This is a genomic window from Bradyrhizobium sp. USDA 10063 (assembly GCF_054063735.1).
Genome location: NZ_JBSSGP010000002.1, coordinates 8496595 through 8514626, shown reverse-complemented (window position 1 = coordinate 8514626; position 18032 = coordinate 8496595). Strand labels below are relative to the sequence as shown.

Genomic DNA, 18032 nt, shown 5'->3' with positions numbered 1-18032 from the left:
TGATGCGCCGCGCCTTGCTCCGGAGAGGACGGCGGTGGCTTTACATCACCCATCGCTGGATCGGCATCGCGACCTGCCTGCTGTTTGCGATGTGGTTCGTCTCGGGCATCGTCATGATGTACGTAGCGTTCCCGCAGTTGACCAATCGCGAGCGCTGGGCGGCGCTGCCGCCAATCGCCTGGGACCGCGTGCTCGTGGCGCCAGATCGCGCCATGGCCATCGCCGGGGTTGCGAACTACCCGCGCGATCTTCGCCTCGTCATGCTGAACGACATCCCCGTCTATCGATTGCTCGACTGGAATGGCGCGCACAAAACCATATCGGCAACGGACGGTCATCCGATCGAGAGCATTACGCCCGAACACGCACTGGCGATCACCCGTCATCATCCGAACGCCGTGCATCCAAAACTGATCGGTACAATCGAACGCGACCAATGGAGTGTCACGGCGCGCTATGATGCCTTGCGACCGCTCCTCCTGGTGTCGCTCGGAGATGAACGCGGAACCGAGCTCTATGTCTCGGCAAAGACCGGCGAACTGGCGCTCGACACCACGCGACGTGAGCGGATCTGGAATTGGCTAGGCGCGATTCCGCACTGGATCTATCCCACGGTCCTCCGCCAGGATGGCGCAACTTGGCGGCAAGTGGTGCTCTGGATATCAGGAATCTGCCTCGTGGTGGCGGTTACCGGTTTCTGGATCGGCATTCTACGGGTCCGATTGCGCCAGCGTTATGCCCGGGGCACGGTCACGCCTTATCGGGGGTGGATGGCCTGGCATCATATTGCGGGGCTGATCGGCGGCATCTTCGTCCTGACGTGGATATTCAGCGGTTGGCTGTCGCTTAATCCGGGTGAATATTTTGCAGGGCGAGGCGCGACCCGGGACATGGCCGTCCGCTATGCCGGGCACGACGCGCCACAGATCGTCGCGGTCATGCAATCGACGCCTCCGCGCGGGGCGGTCGAAGCTCGCTTTGTCTGGCTCGGTGGTCGTCCGTTGATGCTGCTCACCGACCGCGACGGCCGTCAGACCGCGGCAGATCCGGCTAATGGCACCACGAAGATGCTTTCCGACGGCGAGATTTTCTCGGCTGCGAGCAGCTTGCTGCCGAACGCCACGATGACCGCGCGCCTGCGCCTCCAGCAGTTCGATGATTATTGGTATCCGCATCACAATGAGCGGCTCCTGCCGACCTTGCGCGTGGGCTTCGACGACGCGGCTCAGAGCTGGTTCTACATTGATCCGCGCAATGGCGACATTCTCGGCCGCATCGACAATAGCCGCCGGGCATATCGCTGGCTGTTCAATGCCCCGCACAGTCTCGATTTTCCGCCGCTGCTGCGCCATCGCCCGGCATGGGACCTTGTGGTGTTGCTCCTGTCGCTCATTGGAATGATCGTATCGACCAGCGGCATCGTTATAGGCTGGCGGCGGCTGCGATCCTAGGGACAGTGTTGCAGCGACTTGCACTATGAGGCCGGAGACGACGCAGCAATCCCAAGGCGAGGTGCTCGAATTGGAGCTCGAAGAGCTTCTTCGCGGGCGGTTTCCCGCGGATCTGATCGAACCTGTGGGAAAGGGTGAGCTCGGCGCCGACGTCGTCCAGCAGGTCAACGGCTCGACTGGACGGTCGCTGGAATCATCCTTTGGGAATCCAAGTGCACAAAGGCTTGGAGCGATAATTGGCTGGTTAAACTGCGCGACGATCAACGCCGGTGCGGCGCAGACGTCGCGCTTATCATTTCCGATGCGCTTCCCAAGCATGTCGAGCATTTTGACCTGGGTCGACGGCGTGTGGGTCACCCCATCCGCGCTACGCGGTACCCGTTGCAGTCACGCTTCGTCAGACTCTCATTGAGGTCAACAGCTCGCCGTCGACCTTGGCTCTCGACGACCTGGACGTGCCCTTCATCAGCGCGTTTCTCGCTGATCTCGAGACGAAGCGGGGCGCCAGCGTCAGGACGCGCAACTTGCGCCTGACAGCGATTCGCTCCTTCTTCCGGTTCGTGTCTTTCGAGGAGCCGGCTCACAGCGCCCTGATCCAGCGCGTCTTGGCGATACCAAGCAAGCGTCACGACAGACGCCAGGTGCATTTCCTGGCACGGTCCGAGATCGAGGCGATTCTTGCCGCTCCTGATCGCACGACTTGGCTCGGACGTCGCGATTATACCTTCTGGCCAAGTATGTGCGTATCGCCAGCGAGAGCTGTCCGTCACTGGCGTCCAAGCGGGTATCGCCGCACGTGCTCAGGCACAGCGCTGCGATGGAGCTGCTGGAAGCCGGCGTCGATTGCTCCGTAATTGCGCTGTGGCTCGGTCATGAATCGATCGAAACAACGCAGACCTACCTGCATGCCCATCTCGCACTCAAGGAAGCGGCCCTCGCTAAGCTCAAGCCGTACGAGCACCGCAAGCGAACCCGCTTCCAGGCAAGCGACCGCCTGCTCGCCTTCCTTGAGGCGCTGTAAGATGCCAGACTATGCCGAATGGAAGCAGGACGACGATCGCTCGACCAGCGGCAAGTCCGCGCGAACGACCGGCTCCTCTCAAAACCATTCGGCATAGTTCGGCGGTCGGCATTAACGGCAAAACTTCATGAACTCGATCCGCAGGCCTACCTGGCCGACGTGCTGGAGCGCATCGTGTCCGGGCGAACCAAGAGCCACCAGCTGCACGAGCTGCTCGCCTGGAACTGGAAGGTGGCCCGCCAACGCACCGCACAGGCCGCGGCATGAGGGAGCGTCGTCATAAAGCAGCGCCGTCGATGGCGTCAGCCGCGATGCCCCTTGCGGAGCTTGAGCGTTGGCTCCAGGCTCGCGTCGATCGGCATCCTGCCGCCACCAGTCTCCCCATGCTCGACGGCTATACCACCGCGATCGTGGCCGGACCGGTGCCGATGAGTCCGCCCGACTGGATCTGCCCGCTGCTCGCCATCGGTGCCGATGCTTTCAACCACGGCGGCACCCCGGAGTTCGCGGCGATCTCCGCCATCGCGCTGCGTCATAACGAGATCAGCCAGACCCTTTCGACCACGCCTCGCCAGTTTGCGCCGATGCACCGGCGCGACGTCAATGGCGATATCGATCCGCGTCCCTGGTGCCAGGGCTTCTATGCCGCGATGCGGCTCAGGTTGTCGACATGGGCGCCGTTGCTGGATCCCAGCAACGTCAATCATGGCCTCCTTCTGCCTATCCTGCTGCACTGCTGCGACGATCAGCGCCGGCCGATCCTCGGACCGCCCCGACGAGGCCGCGAGACCGACGCCTTCCTGCGTAACGCCCACCTCGATATCCCTGCAGCCGTCGAGGCAATGCGCCAATATTGGATGCCGATCCGCTACGCACGCACCCGCTGATCACAGCAGACCTGGGAGCTCAAACCGAAGTACCTTCCCTGCATCCCTACGCGCGGAACCAAAGTCCCTGCCCGGCCGGAATGGCTCCACGAGATCAAGCACGATGGATATCGCCTGATCGTTCGGCGCGAAGGCAAGATCGTGCGCCTCCTCACACGAAACGTCACGACTGGACGCACCGCTGCCCGCTGACCATCGCCGCCGCATTACGAACCGTAAAACGTCGTTTGTGATCGATGACGAGGCGGTTCTATTGGGTGTCGACGGCCGGGACCGGCATTGGCTTGGCGCCCATGCGTGCACCTGCGGCGGCGCCGGTATGCCGTGCCCGTTTTGCAACAAGAGCGATGACGAGTCGTCGCCCCCCGAGCTGCCAAAAGGCTTCATTAGCCGCGACGAAGGCGGGTCCTGAAACCCAAAAAGGCCCCGCGACCATTGAGAGCCGCGGGGCAGTCTCGTTTTTGCGGATGTGGCGATGCATTGCTTCACGAGCCACGGCCTCGTCAGCTTCTCGTAAGCCTGCCCGAGTAAGGTAGCTCAGTTGAGCTGTGGACATGAGGCTAGCGTGGACCCGCACGATTTTGATCGATTCAATGTAACATCTTGGCCGCAGGTGCAGCACGCCGTCTCGGAAGAGCAGCAGGCGGGCCATGCTGGGCAAGAGGGCTTTGAGCAGCACTTGGCCGAGGCGCGCCGACCCGATCCGGCTCCTGTCGCCAGTGGCGGGCCTATGGGCAGCTACTATCCCCATCTCTCTAGAGAAGATCGGGACCTTATCGATAAGGCGATTGCTCAACATGCGGGTTCGCGAAATGCGAGCACGGTCTCTAATTATGCTGCAGCGCTTCGCCGATTGGTGAATGATCTCCGCGGTCGTGGCCAATCGCCTGATCTAAGGGATCACCAATCCCTACTCAATCACGCCAAGGCTTGCTTTCCGGAAGACCAAAACATGAAGGCCGCGTTGCAACTCCTTCGTGCGTATCATGAGCCGGGTTATGTAGCTGGTGGCAGGCAACGCGCGGTCCCCTCAGCGGAAGACGCCCGTCTAATAGAGCGGCTGACTAAGCCCAGCGGACTCACCCCGGGTTCCTTTGCTATTTATCAGCGTCGTCTTTGCAAATTTTCTGAGACGCTTAAGGGCGAGGGCCGGACGATATCTGGGCTGGATCACGGTTCGCGACTCGAGTTCGCATGCAAGTTGTTTCCGAAGGACCCAGCTCTCCCCACCGCGTTGAGGATGCTTCGTGAGCTCAACGCGGAACACGTTTCAGGTGCGGGCGGCCCTCGGGAAGCCGGGGGCCATGGTGTCCCGTCGCCCAGGTTAGACGGGGTTCCCGAGGAGGTCTGGCACCTGTTCGATGATGAGGCCGAGGAGCCGCCGACCGATCCACTGGAACTTCAGCGACTGGAACAGGGGTTCCGCGAGGAGCTTCAGGGACGACGGGACAGTCACCCTGCCCAGTCGTTCTTCGTCGATCCAGAAGAGTTTACTTTCAATCCGAAGCAGTTCTCTCCAGGCGAGCTTCAGCGACTACTGGATGATGAACCCGCGCCGTTGGGAGTGTCATCTAGCTCAGCCCCGGCAGATCAGTCGGCTTACGAGCCGGGTCCGCTGCCGAATCTATCAATGTACCTCCCCCTGGACTTCCAGCACGGCCCCCAATGGGCGTCGGAAGACGTCATGGAAGGAATGCGCTTGCACAACCTGCTGCCGAGCGCGTCTCAGCCGGAGACAAATTTTCCTCTCAAGGGCGTGAACTACACGGCCACATTAGGGCCGCCAGGCCATGAGGATCAGGTTTTTCTGCGCTCAACATGAGCAGCGGATGAATGTAAGCTCTCCCCGTAAGCCCGGAAATGGCCTTAACCGGCTTTCTCCCACAGGTACGCAAAGCCGTACGTAGTGGTACCGGCTCACTTCGAGAGCGGCAGGTGCAGGTATTTCGACGCGAAGGAAGCGATGAAGCCCGCGACCGCAGCCATGCCGACAATCAGCCAACGCATTCCCTTCGCCTGCATCAGAAGGTCATGCATCGCGTTGACCTTCGCCTGCATGTCGTCAATTTTTGCGGTGGCGTGTTCCAAATTCGCTTCCAGCCGGATGACCCGGTCGCGGGTGTCGTCGGTCATTTCTTGATCGCCCGAATTGCGGCGACCGCGGCGACCGCCGTTGACGCTCCGATGAAAAATGAACTGAAGACCGCCTGCTCGGTCTTGTCCCAAGTGGATTGACCGTCGAGGCCGGCCTTGCCGATGCTCGGGACGCCCCAAGAGCCGGGCCGGTGATGGATCAATTCCGGATACCTCAGAGCGGCCGGCGAGCAAGGCTATGGTATCTGCCGCCGTACTCCCCCGATCTCAATCTGATCGAGCAGACCTTCGCCAAGATCAAGCAATGGATCCACGCTGCCCAGAAGCGTTCCATCGCCGACCTCTGCTGTCAGATCGGTCACCTCGTCCAAACCAGACCCACGAATGCGCAAACCACTTCGCAAACGCAAGCTATGTGTGAAACGCTTTTAACGGCCGAGGCGCTTCGCGACGCGCTTTCGCGCGTTTGCCGACCTTCTTGACCGCGATGCCAACACTTTTGATGCGAGTCGCCTAAGTCGTTGAAAGCAGCATGGCGTCGGCTATCGCTGCGCTCCCGATCGAAATTGACTGCTGAGCTCGCCTTTACCGGCAGGCAGTAATGGCATCTAAGGGCAGCATCGGATCGAGCTCCTCCTGCTCAAGCGTCTTGGCGCCCTCCTCGGCCAGGTACGCTGCCATTGCTGCGATGCCGGAGTCCGGCAGGCATCGCGCCGGTGCGGCCTTTTTCTGCGGCACTTGCCCCGATCGCTCGGCGATTTCGACGCTCATGAGGTGTGGGCGGATCGGACGTCCGACGGCACGCTCGATGGTATTGAAGATCCAGGTGCCGTCCGGATCGATGTCCGACCAATGGAGGATCGGCGTGCGTTCGGACACCATTGTCGCGATCACCCTTAACGCCTGCTGGGTGGCGAGCGAAGGATAGCCACCCACGTACATCGTCGTTCCAAGCCGACCCGGGTCCGCCTCGGCGATGTGCCTGTTGAAGCTCGCGAAGTTTTCGATCGTCAGAACGTAGGCCGGTGGCTCCCGAAAGCGGATGCGATCTGCCTCCTTGGGCGTGATTCCAACATAATGCGGAGAAATCCCTGACAGATCGGCCCCGTCGAGATCGATCCGCCCCGCGATCAGGAGTGGCGGCGCGAAGCGTTCAAGTCCGATCGTCTGCAGTGCCTCGCGAGGCCGGGCGCCGGGAGGAAATTCCAGGATGCCGCTCAGGAGCCGGATGACGACGCCTTCAATGCGTTCGAGCGTCTTGCTGTCGCCCACGGTCCTTCGCGAGAACGTCTTGTAGTCGACGTCGAGATGCTTCTTGTCCAAGATCGCCTGGGCGAGAGCGAACCCGTCGCGCAACTTGTCGACGTCGGACGAGACGAATCCGTGCCAGCTCTTCCCTCTGCCCCAAGCGTCCGTAATCGAAGGAACCGCTTCCGCCAGGCGCCTGTCCAAAGCAAGGCCGGCGACGAGGCGTGTACCGGCATCTTGCGCGATCCGAACGGCCGGAACGCGACCGAGATGACGATAGAGCGCGTCGGCCGCCCGGAGCCTGACGTGCGCAATCTGATCTCGCCTATCTCCCCGCCCCATTCCGAGACTGACGGCGCCGACCTCCGCGGCGCGCGCGATTTGCTTCAGGAAGGCGTCCGCGGCCACTACGGAAGGAAACCCGTCGTATTCCGGATGGGCGATGGGGCTCACGGCCCCGCCTTCGTAGCGGTCCAAAAGGTCGTTCAGCAGTTCGTTCGCGTCCGTGAAGCGCCGCGCCATGGCTACTCGGCGGCCAGACAGGCCGCGAGCTCATCTTCGGACATCAGGTCCGGGTCGATTGCCATCAGTTCGCGCTTGGTCTTCTCCTTCAGCGCGACCACACTTGCCCTCGACTGTTCGCCGATGCGATCCACTTCCACGATCGTATCCATGTGCTCCAGCACTGCGACCCGCTTCTCGAATGGCGCCGCGATCACGAACTGCAAGCCGAGATTCTTGTAGAAGCTCATCATCTGCCGCTGGTTCTTGCCGTCCATCTTGGAGAAAGCCTCGTCGAACATGGCGAGCGCGAAGCCCGCAGGCTTTCCCGCGCGCCGCTCTGCGCTGGCATAGGCAGCCGCGAGCGAGGCGCCGATGGCAACGTAGATCGGCACCTGCTGTTCGGCGCCGGATCCTGTGCCGCGCCGTTGCTCCCAGCGGGTCGACCGGCCGGTCGCGACGTCCTCCATATGAATCTCGAACGTATAGAAATTTCGGTAGTCCTCGAATTGGGTAAAGTCCTTGTCCGGATCCTCCAGCAGCGCCTCCAGCGCCAGGATCGTGTCCTTGTGCGGGAAATCGTCGGGCACGTCGCCGCGGAACAGCAGGTCGAGCGCTTCCGGAGAAGTCTTGCCGATCTCGATGATTTTCAGGATCGGCTGGAATTCCACCACCTGGGTGCGGTGGAAAGAATATCGCTCGTTGTGGAAGGGGTGCGCGTAGAGGCTGCGGTTCAACGCCTGGAGCTCCCGCTCCATCTTGCCGATCCGGGCCGTGAGCGCATTGATGAACTCGCCGCGCAGCAGCGTGGAGGCCTTCTCCGCCGCTTCGCGTGCCTGCCGTTCGTACTGGCGCAGCTCGTTGGACTCGATGTCCTCGATTAACTGCATCATCCAGGGCTTCACCTCCTGAAGGGGTTCGCTCTCGATGCCGACCTGGGAGCTGACGCCGAACTGCCCGAAATATCCCTCCAGGAATTTGCGCACTTCCCGTTCGATTTCTCTGCGCTTTTCGTTCGCGGCCTCGGCAACCTTGACGGACTTCTCGGCGATGCTGCGATGGCGGTCGGCCTCGTTCTTGTGCGGCCGCGCGTCGAGGCGTGCCCGGTGCACGGGGCGACCTTTCGCCGCGGCGTAGAGCGACAGGTTCTTGGCGAAGAGCGACCAGGCGATCTTCAGGTTGAGCTGGGAGCCGGGTACATTTTCGCCATCGCTCAATCTGCTTTGCGCCGTTCTCATCTCGCCGTCGTGCTTGTTGAAGGCGTCCTGCTGGGCATTGCGCTCCGCGAACCTTCTCTGCTTGAGTTGCTGCTGGGCCTGCTTCTTGTCGCGGAGGCCGCCGTCGCCGGCGCTGTCGAGCGCCACGAGCCTCGCTTGCGCATCGGCTGCTTCGGCCTGCGCTGCGGCAAACGCCGAGGCGCAGGCTTTCAGGTCGCCGGCAGGGGCGTCGCAGAGGGTCTTTAGCGCCATGAAGGCGCCATCGGCGATTTGAGCTTCCTTCGCGGCCTGTGCCAGCGAGTCCTTCAGATCGTCAACTCGCTCCTGCAGGGCGCGCAGCGCACTCGCCTGGGCCGCCTTGCCGATCTTGTGCTGCGAAGGGTCGATCGACCGATGGGTGCGAACGAGACCGTCGTCGTACAGGCCGTCCTTCATGATGGCGCGGCCCGGCTTATTGAATTGGTCGAGCGTGTCCGCAAGCCGCACCGATCCGTACCGGCGCATGATGAACGACAGCGCGTCCGGATCGTGCGAGCGAAAGATCGAAGGAAACGTTCCCCGCTCCGGCTTGGCCCTGAACTGTTCCAGCTTGTTGAGACTCACAAGGGACGTGCGCCGGAATTCGCGCCGTCCTTCCTTGAAGATCGCCGTCGCCGTCCCGATCTGGGGCCTGTCGACGAACACCGCATCCCGGTCGCGCCCGAGAAGCGCTTCGGCGGCTCCCGCCCATTCCGGTTCGGCGACTTCGATCAGCTCGCAAAGAACGCGCGGCGCCATTCCCTTCTGCCGAAGCCTTTGGCACAGCAGTTTCGTATCGTCCTCCAGATGCGCGCCCGGCCCTCCAGAGGCGTGCTGCCGGATCCGCTCGAGCAGCTCGTTCCGATGGCTGCGCAGCTTCGAAACCTCTGCAATGATCGTCTGACGCCCTTCGTCGACTTTCGCGAGCCGCTGCGCTCCCAAGCCCGTCGCGGCAGCTTCCGCCGCGGAGAGCTCGTCGGAAACGGAGGTGACGGAGCCCGTACCGGCGGCGGCAAGCAGCCTCTCCACGGCGGGAATGAGCTCATCAAATCCGTGCCCCGCCATTGTACACAGCGGCTGCAGCCGTCGGATGGTCTCAAGGCGCGCCTTGAAATCGGATGCCGCGCGCTGCGCGGATTGCTCGGCTACCGAGGCGGTCTGCTGCAGAGACTTTCTTCCGGTCTTGGCGTCGTGCTCCGCGATAGCCTCCGTAAGTCGCTCGATCTCGTTGTCGGTCGCCTTGATATCCTCGTCCAGGAACTTGAGTTCGCCGGCCGCGGCGTCGCGCTGGGCAGTCGCTAGTCGCAGCTTGTTCCTGAAGTCCCGGTTGGCGGCTCGGGCAGCGAGCCATTCCGCGCGTTTAGCGATCCACTGCTCGCGAAATATGGTCTCGAACGTCGCCTCCAGGGTGGCGAGGATTTCCCTCAGTTGCTTCAGCGCCTCCAGCTTTAGGCGCATCTTCCGGATGGTGTCGCTGATGTTGCGGTAGGTCTGGATCGACTCGCGCAGTTCCTTGATCCCGATCGGGCTGTCCTCGAGGAGGTAGTTCCGCACGAACTGCGTGGCCGTCTGGTTGTGGTCGAGCGTCATGGCGTTGACGATCGACTTCTGCAGCGCGCTCGCGTTTTGCTCGCCGTAGGGCGAGTGCGGCAGGAGATGGCGCATGTACTCGCGGACGTAATCGCCCGCCCGATCGCGGTGATTGACGAAGTTCGCCTCACCGACCGCGGCGATGATCCTGGCGCGCACGTCCTCCCATTGCGCAGGAAACTGCGCCTTTCCGCGCTGCTCAATGAAGTCCTTGGAAGTCAGTACCGCGCCGACCGCGACGAACAGCGCGAGCACGGTCTCCCTGGTGTCCGACTTGCGGGCCTCCAGCGCCATGCCGATGGTGACCGGCGGCCGCTCTCCGTTCGTGTCTTCAAAGCCGACCGCGATGTAGGTGCGCGCCTCGTCGCGCCGCCGCTGATCCTCGCCGAGAGTTCCAAGACAGTAGTCGACGACGCTGCGCTTCGAGGCGCTGCGCGATCTTCCGCTATCGCCAGCGACCGCGTTCAGGCGCAGGAAGCGCCGGCTGCCGCCCGTGAGAACGACTTGCGCCATATCGAGGATCGTCGATTTGCCGGACCGGTTTTCGCCGAGCACGCCGACGTGACCGGTCACTTCGATGTCGGCGACATCGAACAGATGCCAGTTCACCATCGTGAGGTGGCGCAGTTCCATCATGGCTCACCTCCCGCGCTCTGCGGGAAGCGGGCCTCCTCGCTGCGGACGTAGCGCTCGAGGCGGTGGAGGGCGTCACCGCCGCTGATCAGCTTGATCATCGGGCGGATTGTGACCTCGCAATCCTGCTGCTCGTCGTCGAAGTCGCCGATCTCGACCAAGCTGCGCTGAGCGGCCTCGCGCAGAATGTCGCGGAACCGTGCTGCCGAGATCGCCCCTCCGCCGCTGTGCTGCGCCATCTCGCGGTAGCGGTCGAAGAGATCGTTCAAGGTGGCCACCACGACCGCCCGATCCTCGACCGCACCTACGTTGACCTCTTGCTGCCAGTATGCGGCCAGCACCAGCATCACGATGGTTTCGTCGAGCTTCATCCGGGGCAGCGGTACGTCCTCGCCCATTGCGACGATGCCCGCCCACTGCGCCTCCGGATCGCGATGGACCCGATAGCCGCAACTGTCGAAAAACCCGTCCACCACGTCGCGGAAGCGTCCGTCCATGATCGTGTTGTAGACCGTCCCCGTGCGAGGATCGCCGGCGAACACGAACTGCCGGCGCAGCAGGAAATGCAGCGCTTTCCGGAGATCAGCCGCCTTCTCCGCGCCCGCGGAGCTCTCGATGTTCTCGAATTCACTAAGCATGGGCCGTCTTGCCTTTCCGGAGCGCGCCCGAACGCCGGACCACGAAGTTGGCGCACCGTAGCCATTCGCTGTCGTGCGGCGGCGTGTCGGGGCATGGCTGAAGATCGAAACCCGCGGCGATCTGCATCGGCACTTCGCCGGTCAGGGCGTAGCGGCGCGCGCAGTCGAATGCGAGAAAGTCGTCCACGGTACCGATCTCCATGAAGCGGGCTTCCTTGGTCGCGAAGGGAGGCACCTGCCCTTCGAGGAAACGTCTGACGTCCTCGGGCCGGGGCGCGATGCGCGCGATGTACTCGAGGCGGAGCGTCTTCCGCAGTTCGTAGATCGGATCCGACGGCGGCCCGGCGAGCTCCCTCGCCTCGACGGGCCGGCGTGGCTGTCTGGCCGGCGCCTGGTGATGTTCCGACCAGGGTGACCGCAGCGGCTCGATGCTCCATTCAACGGTCGCCTTGTTGTGCCTGCCGTCGCGCAGCAGGGCGTCGAGGCGCCGCACCAGGTCGCCGGCCCGACCGACGAGCCCCTGCGCTCCGCGTTCGGCGTATTTGATCGTGTTGCGGACGCGCGCCTCGAGCTGTCTACGGAAGGTCTCGATCCGCTCGAACATCTCGCCGATCTGCTCGAAGATACTTTCGATGGCCAACAGGTCGTCCGCGGCCGCCATCCGTCCGTCTTCGACATCGGAGGCCATGCTGGCTGCCGCGTATTCCTCGGCGAGTACCTGCATGGTTTCGGGGGTGTAGGAGATCCTCCGGGCGAGGTCGACGATGGCGTCGCGGAACCGGTACGGATGGTTGACGGTCAGGATGGACTCGAAATCCTTCAATAAGAGCTGGTCGACGAACTCTTCGAAGAAGGCCTCTAGGCGAGTGCCCACGGTCTTCGACTCCATAACCGTCCGTCGGATCCGCTTGAGGTCGGCGAGGATGGCCCGCAGGCTTTTGGTGAACTGGTCGGCCTGGTTGCGCGCCTCGCGGACTGCGAGTGCGGCTTCGCGCTGCTTGCGGTCGGTGATCTCGGGCGTCAGCTTTTCGACGGCCTCAAGATTCAGGCGGATCTGGACGATCAGTCCGCCGAACCGCTGCGAGAGATCCTTGTTGAGGCTGGCCAGCCGCTGGATGACCAAGAGAGGCCCCATTGCCATGTCCACGGTGACCCGCAGCCCGTATTCCTCCTCTTCGAGCCATCCCCAGGCGAGCAGACGCGCGTAGAGCTGCCGTGCCAGGGCGAGCGCTTTGTCGCCCTTCTCTGACGCGAGCGCGATATCCACCTTGCGGATGCGGCGGCGTCCGGCTGAGATTATTTCGGGCAGGCTGCCAAAATCATCGCCTTCGTTCCACAACGCGGGGTTCGCGCGCATGACGTCGTAGATGGCGTGGACAACCTGCTGCGGCGTCGGAAACGCCGGCGCGCCCGAAAAGAAGCGCTCATGCAGATCAAGGAGACACGCCGCGTAGAGGTGCTTGTGATCGCGTGAAAAGGCCAAAAAAGCGTCGTCATGCAAATGGCGGAACAAGGACAATGGATACTGCTCCTTGGACCGACTTCATCCCGAAGGATGCATCAAGCCGGTCTCTAAACTCATGATCTGCCGGAGATTACAGTTGTGTGAGGTGTAGGGTGGACAGGCTGCAACCTTGAGGAACAGTTCTCTCTATGTTCTTGTATAGTCTGCGGGCCGCACGCTGTCGAGGCCCCCAAACTCATACTTTTCACGATCGGCGCACGACGGGCGCGGAACCAGCAACACTTTGAAAAATAAGCAATTTATCATTTGTGATCTTCTCGTATCGTCTCATAATACCGTCTCACAAATAAGCCCGGCCACGCCTGCCCGCCGGCTCGAGCGGCTGATCGCGAAGCGCCACATCCTGCGCGAAGCTAAGGTGTTAAGTCCTAGGCTTTGATGGTGCATTCTTATCGCATGATTCGAAGGATGCGCTATGGGACAGGTTTTACACGGCTGCGCCAGCACGACGGAGGCAGTCCGTCGAGCAGTACAAAATCGTCAAGAGAGCCTGGGAGCGTTCGCCAAGCGCTACGGGATCAACCAGAGGACTGTCGCGAAGTGGAAGCAGCGTGAGACCGTCGCCGATCTCCCGACAGGCCCGAAGGAAGCCAAATCGACCGTACTTTCCATCGAGGAGGAGGCGATCATCGTCGCTTTCCGGCGGCATACGCTGCTGCCGCTCGACGATTGCCTCTATGCGCTGCAGCCGACCATCCCGCATCTGACGCGGTCATCCCTGCATCGCTGTCTTTAGCGCCACGGCATCAGCCGATTGCCGGAGGTCGAAGGCAGCAGGTCTTCGCCAAACTCAAACAACCGGTCCGCAAAACGGCCGCCCAAACCGCCGACACCGTTTGCATTGCAATCCGGAGAGAAGAAGCTTCCCACTGTCGTTTTGTCCCAGCCGTTCGCGGATCCGGTCATATTGCGGATGATGCTAATGTCTGCCTCCGTAACCGCTGGAACTACTCACCGGTATGTTGGCTTCCTGGATCTGAGTGATGAGGTAATGCAGGTGGCCATCGAAGTTCCGCCATCGCGCGCGCAGGTGAAGTGCCTCGGCTTCGTTGAGAACGTCGATGATCTCCGGCGAGAGCATCTTGACAGGAATATCCGACCTGCGGACGGAGGGTTTCGACAGTGCGGTGTATTTGATTGAGCCGTATTGGCGGCGACGCTCGCTATGATGTACGATTCCACCGCCATGGATCGGCCGTTGATCATGCAGCACCTGTTCCAGCGCTTCCATCACGACCAGATGGCTCTCATAAGCGCGGCGGGTGCGCTCCGGCTCGCGTTTGGAATCGATGTGCAGCACGATTTCCGCGACTTCTCGCCAATCTGCGCCTTCTGCGTCTGCACCCAGCAAACGCATCTAGGTGACAGCATGCTCGCGGTCATAAGGGATCGGGGTAGGATCGCTCGGTGCGGTATCGAGTGGCATAGAAGTCTCCCGGCTGAAGCTGAAGGACTCCTCGAAATTGTGGGCTTTTTATAGTTTTTTGCAAAGCGTTATTGCCGGATGACCAGATGATGGATTTGACGGTCGTTCGTGAGCATCGTGCGCCCAATGCTCCCGCTTACGCCGTGGCTCGATGTCGTATTCCCTCTGTGGACGACAGTCATCTCATCGATGATGCGGCCATCCTACGTGGCCTTCCGGCTACCATGCCAGCATCTTGCTTCGAAAACGGTGCAGCCAAATCGCGCCCAGGCCATAAAGGGCGGCAATTCCTACGAAGACGAACGTGTTGTGAACCTCCGCGCCGCCGAGCACAGCGCCAACAAAGTTGCCGAGTGCTTCTCCCAGACCCATACCGACGGCGTTGATGCCTAGCAAGGCGAGGTGATCCCTTCCCGGGGTATTTTGGACAAGCAACACCGACAACGATGGCAGGGCGATAATCTCCACGACCGTCAACAATGCGACGGCGAGGTAGAGCGTGAACAGGTTCACGAACGCTGATAGCAGCGCGAAACACGCCAGGACCAGGACCGCCGACAAGATCAGCGACTCGACAGCGCCGACATGCGCGCGCTCGAGCCTCTTCATCAGCGGCATCGATGCCCCGACCACCAAGGCGGCATTGAGGGCGGCAATCGTCCAAACGATTTCCGGGCCGGCCAGCAAGCGGCCTAGTACGATCGGCGCAAATGAAAAAATCTGCGCCAGGGCGAACCACGTGAAGGCAGTCGCGACGAATACCAAGCGGAGGTCGGACCGTTTTGCGCTGTACGCCAGCGACTTCCACCAGTTGCCGCCGCGATCTAGTGCCGGCAGCCCGTTCCCCAAAAAGGCATGGTAGACCAAGCCACCCGCGACCATCACCAAGCCGGTGACGAGGAAGGGGGCATTTGGTGCCATTTGCACGTACAGCAGGCTTGAGAGCAACGGTCCGAGCGTGGCAGCGATATTCGTCCCAACGGCGAGCTTCACCAGCATCAAACGGAGAGATTGACCCTGGCACAGGCGGACCGCAATCACGCGCAGCAGCAAGCTGCAGGATCCGTAAGCGGTGCCGACCAGAAACAGTCCTAGCGCGGCCCCGACGAACGCGGAGCTCTCCGCCACGATGATATAGCCCGCCCCCATCATGAGATAGGTTGTCGTCAAGGCATGGCGCGTGGGAATGCGGTCCAGCAGTGGAGCGAACAAGGCGCGTGAGGCTCGTCCCGAAACGGACAGGAGCAGCAACAGAGTACCGACCTGAGCCGCCGAGAGCGATCGGTCGAGGAAATAGAGGCCGAGTGCGGAGAGCGGCGCAAAGTAGCCGTAATTGTTGAGAAAGTTCTGAGCGAACACGTTCCAGAACATACGCTGCGCGGGGTTCAGTCGGGGCATGGTTGCGCGCAGGCTTTTCATCACTGAACGGTGATGGCGACCGCCATGATCATGCGCTCGAGCCGGTGCTTGACTTCGGTGGCGCTCGCCCCGGTGGCAAGGACATGACCAACGCGGTCGAACGAGTGGCGGACGGGCATCACGGTGTCACCGACCTTGATCGACAGTGCGGCACCGGCATAGCCTGGCATTTCGGGCAGACGATCATATCCGGTGATTTCCTTCACCCTGCCGGCGGGCGGCACGAAGTATCGGATGCCAGCGGCGCTGCAGTTGGCCGCAGGAAGCCTCACCACGCCAGCGTCAGCGCACAGCATCTGGGCAAACACACTGCCGTAATAAGCGATCCCGGTCACGTGCTGCGTCAGGTGCGTAATGTAATCGCCGCCGGGACGGGAGTGAATTTCCCCCATGACGATCTCGCCGGTATCGCAAGCCCAGAACTCCGCATGAAACATGCCGAAAGTCAGACCGACGGCATGCACGGCGCTCTGCACGAAGGTGATCGCGCGCTCACGCAAAGCAGGCGCAAGATCAGCCGGCGCGACATGGCCGCACTCGACGAAATTGCGACCGCCGATCAAATATTTCTGCGTCAAGCTCAAGACCATCGGCAAGCCACGGACACACAAACCCTCCGCGCTGAACTCCCGGCCCTGGACGAACGATTCAAGCAGGAAGGGCCGTTCGCTTGCCGGCCTGACTTGCGCAAGCGCAGTGGCAAGAGCCGCCGCGCTATCCAGCAGAAAGACGTTCTCGCTGCCGTACCCGATCATCGGCTTAAGAATGAGCTTGCGATGCCGGCGCGAGAGCTCGGCAAACGCCTGATCGATCGCCTCGCCGGATCGGCACAGCCTGGATTCCGGCTGGGCAAATCCGGCCGCCCGTAACGTCTCGCGGCAGACAAACTTGTTGGTGGTGCACTCATGCGCACGCTCGCTGGGGCCCTTGAATCCAAAGCGACGAACGAGCGCGGCGATCGCCGGCTGCGCTTTTTCTTTGAAGCTGAATACTCCGGCAAGAAGCTCCCGTCGGGAATATCTGCCAACCCACATGAGACAGGCGCTCACATCCTCGAAGTCGAGGGGATGGACCTCGTCTGCGAGATCATGCAATTGACTGGCCTGTTCGAGACGCTTGGGCGTGTCCGTCAACACCACCCGCAACCCTTGCGCCCGTGCCTGATCATAGAGGTGGCGGGACTGAATCTCGCTCACTCCGCCCAAGACCAGCAGTTCGTTCTGGCGCATCGTCATCGCATCTGTCCATTGTTATCTCGACACCTCGACGCCCGAGCCAGTCGAGCATGACTGGCGCCATCTGCGGGGTGATAATGGTCTCCGGATAGTGGAGTCCGCCAACGGCTTTTCCGCTACCCGTCAGCCAGTTGACGAGGAACACGACGGGCAAACAGGTGGCCAGGGCCATCGAGCGCACATCGGGCCGGTCGGTGAAGGTGAGCCGCAAACTCTGCACAGAGGGGCGCCCGTGCCGGCTTCCGGCGAGATCGATTGCCAGAAGCGTCTTTGTCTGTTCGTTCTCCGCCAAACCGAAAGTGCGCTGGGTGGCCCGCTCGAAAAGCTGCTTTGGAGTGAGGCCCGTATTTTCGTCCACGGCATCCTCGGCCAAGACGCCGAGTTGATGGAGCAATGCGACCAGTTCGACATATCTGGTCCAACGCAATGTGCGTTGGTCGACATCGACACCTGGCCGCGACAATTTCGGATGCTCCGAGAGCCGCGGCTGCATCCCGTCATGCCAGTGCTCGAGCACCCCGATGCCCGGCCAAGCGAGCTGTTGAACATCGGAAAACCGGGGAACGACGCAGAGGGCGCCATCGCGGATGCAATAGGCGTCGCGCTTGGCGAGGGGGAGGTGGGAAGTGCCGAAGAGCCGTTTGTAGCCGAGAGGATTAGCCGGGCGTGGTACGACGATTCCTCCGCAGCAGATACGAAGAGACTGCACCTCCTCAGCGGATTCCAGCAGGTAGCCGGCCAGGATCTCCGTCAGCCCCGGTTCCAGCCCGCAGGGCAGAACCGCCGCAAGACGTGGAGCTTGGATCAGCGCCTGCTGTACGCGTTGTACGTCCTCGGCAGTAGGCCGGCTGATGCTCACGAGCAAACCACGTGCAGCGCGGCTCGCTAGGCTCTCGATCACGCCCAGTGCGACCGGCCAAGTGGCGGCACAGACCACGATGGGGGCGAGTTCTGCCTGCTGCGGCTGGTCGGTGCACAAGATCTCACATTTCCATGTCTCGCGCGCAGCCGCGAGCGCCCTCATATCGCGATCGATGAGACGGACCGTCCACCGCGGGAAGGCTTCGCGCAGCAGCGCCGCCATTCCCCTACCCATCGCACCAGCGCCTATGACGTCCGCCTGCATGTT

General features: G+C 62.0%; 11 protein-coding genes and 6 pseudogenes. 8 read left to right on the top strand and 9 right to left on the bottom strand.

From position 1 onward, the window contains the following. The first annotated feature begins 2 nt into the window (after nucleotides 1–2). From ACVJGD_RS41850 to ACVJGD_RS41825, 6 genes and pseudogenes are all read left to right on the top strand, one after another. Nucleotides 3–1451, top strand: coding sequence for a PepSY domain-containing protein (locus ACVJGD_RS41850; protein WP_456640559.1), 1449 nt, complete (start codon nucleotides 3–5; stop codon nucleotides 1449–1451). 40 nt (nucleotides 1452–1491) lie between these two features. Beyond that, nucleotides 1492–1876 (top strand): annotated as a pseudogene (locus ACVJGD_RS41845) (DUF2130 domain-containing protein); the annotation flags it as partial. Continuing rightward, nucleotides 1874–2472 (top strand): annotated as a pseudogene (locus ACVJGD_RS41840) (tyrosine-type recombinase/integrase); the annotation flags it as partial. The pseudogenes ACVJGD_RS41845 and ACVJGD_RS41840, both read left to right, overlap by 3 nt. A gap of 114 nt (nucleotides 2473–2586) precedes the next feature. Then, nucleotides 2587–2739 (top strand): annotated as a pseudogene (locus tag ACVJGD_RS41835) (transposase domain-containing protein); the annotation flags it as partial. Next, entirely contained in the window at nucleotides 2736–3359 is a 624-nt protein-coding gene (locus ACVJGD_RS41830; RefSeq protein ID WP_456639549.1) for a UPF0149 family protein, read from the top strand. The pseudogene ACVJGD_RS41835 and the gene ACVJGD_RS41830, both read left to right, overlap by 4 nt. A gap of 565 nt (nucleotides 3360–3924) precedes the next feature. Next, a complete protein-coding gene (locus ACVJGD_RS41825) occupies nucleotides 3925–5181 on the top strand; it encodes a hypothetical protein (RefSeq protein ID WP_456639548.1) in 1257 nt (418 codons plus the stop codon). Between the two features lie 95 nt (nucleotides 5182–5276). Here ACVJGD_RS41825 and ACVJGD_RS41820 read toward each other — a convergent pair whose 3' ends face one another. Further along, entirely contained in the window at nucleotides 5277–5492 is a 216-nt protein-coding gene (locus ACVJGD_RS41820) for a hypothetical protein (RefSeq protein ID WP_456639547.1), read from the bottom strand. A 191-nt stretch (nucleotides 5493–5683) separates the two neighbouring features. Here ACVJGD_RS41820 and ACVJGD_RS41815 point away from each other — a divergent pair. Then, nucleotides 5684–5874: pseudogene (locus ACVJGD_RS41815) on the top strand (transposase); the annotation flags it as partial. A gap of 164 nt (nucleotides 5875–6038) precedes the next feature. Here the strand turns inward: ACVJGD_RS41815 and ACVJGD_RS41810 are convergent. The 4 genes from ACVJGD_RS41810 to ACVJGD_RS41795 are packed head-to-tail and all read right to left on the bottom strand — an operon-like array spanning nucleotide 6039 to nucleotide 12817. After that, the gene (locus tag ACVJGD_RS41810; RefSeq protein ID WP_456639546.1) at nucleotides 6039–7223 is read right to left on the bottom strand and encodes a Wadjet anti-phage system protein JetD domain-containing protein; all 1185 of its coding nucleotides are present in this window, start codon (nucleotides 7221–7223) and stop codon (nucleotides 6039–6041) included. A 2-nt stretch (nucleotides 7224–7225) separates the two neighbouring features. After that, nucleotides 7226–10663: an SbcC/MukB-like Walker B domain-containing protein gene (locus ACVJGD_RS41805; RefSeq protein WP_456639545.1), complete on the bottom strand. Its 3438-nt coding sequence runs from the start codon at nucleotides 10661–10663 to the stop codon at nucleotides 7226–7228. Continuing rightward, complete coding sequence (locus ACVJGD_RS41800) at nucleotides 10660–11298, bottom strand: DUF4194 domain-containing protein (RefSeq protein ID WP_456639544.1); 639 nt, start codon at nucleotides 11296–11298, stop codon at nucleotides 10660–10662. The genes ACVJGD_RS41805 and ACVJGD_RS41800 overlap by 4 nt, the downstream gene beginning before the upstream one ends. Continuing rightward, nucleotides 11291–12817, bottom strand: coding sequence for a Wadjet anti-phage system protein JetA family protein (locus tag ACVJGD_RS41795; protein ID WP_456639543.1), 1527 nt, complete (start codon nucleotides 12815–12817; stop codon nucleotides 11291–11293). The genes ACVJGD_RS41800 and ACVJGD_RS41795 overlap by 8 nt, the downstream gene beginning before the upstream one ends. A 421-nt stretch (nucleotides 12818–13238) precedes the next feature. Here ACVJGD_RS41795 and ACVJGD_RS41790 point away from each other — a divergent pair. Next, nucleotides 13239–13556, top strand: a pseudogene (locus ACVJGD_RS41790) (IS481 family transposase); the annotation flags it as partial. Between the two features lie 504 nt (nucleotides 13557–14060). Here ACVJGD_RS41790 and ACVJGD_RS41785 read toward each other — a convergent pair. The 4 genes and pseudogenes from ACVJGD_RS41785 to ACVJGD_RS41770 form a co-directional block, all read right to left on the bottom strand. Next, a pseudogene (locus ACVJGD_RS41785) lies at nucleotides 14061–14180 on the bottom strand (DUF2285 domain-containing protein); the annotation flags it as partial. A gap of 288 nt (nucleotides 14181–14468) precedes the next feature. Further along, nucleotides 14469–15668: an MFS transporter gene (locus ACVJGD_RS41780; RefSeq protein WP_456639542.1), complete on the bottom strand. Its 1200-nt coding sequence runs from the start codon at nucleotides 15666–15668 to the stop codon at nucleotides 14469–14471. Next, on the bottom strand, nucleotides 15668–16903 hold the full coding sequence (locus ACVJGD_RS41775) for an ATP-grasp domain-containing protein (protein WP_456639541.1): 1236 nt from the start codon (nucleotides 16901–16903) through the stop codon (nucleotides 15668–15670). The genes ACVJGD_RS41780 and ACVJGD_RS41775 overlap by 1 nt, the downstream gene beginning before the upstream one ends. Further along, complete coding sequence (locus ACVJGD_RS41770; RefSeq protein ID WP_456639540.1) at nucleotides 16833–18029, bottom strand: saccharopine dehydrogenase C-terminal domain-containing protein; 1197 nt, start codon at nucleotides 18027–18029, stop codon at nucleotides 16833–16835. The genes ACVJGD_RS41775 and ACVJGD_RS41770 overlap by 71 nt, the downstream gene beginning before the upstream one ends. Between the last annotated feature and the right edge of the window lie 3 nt (nucleotides 18030–18032).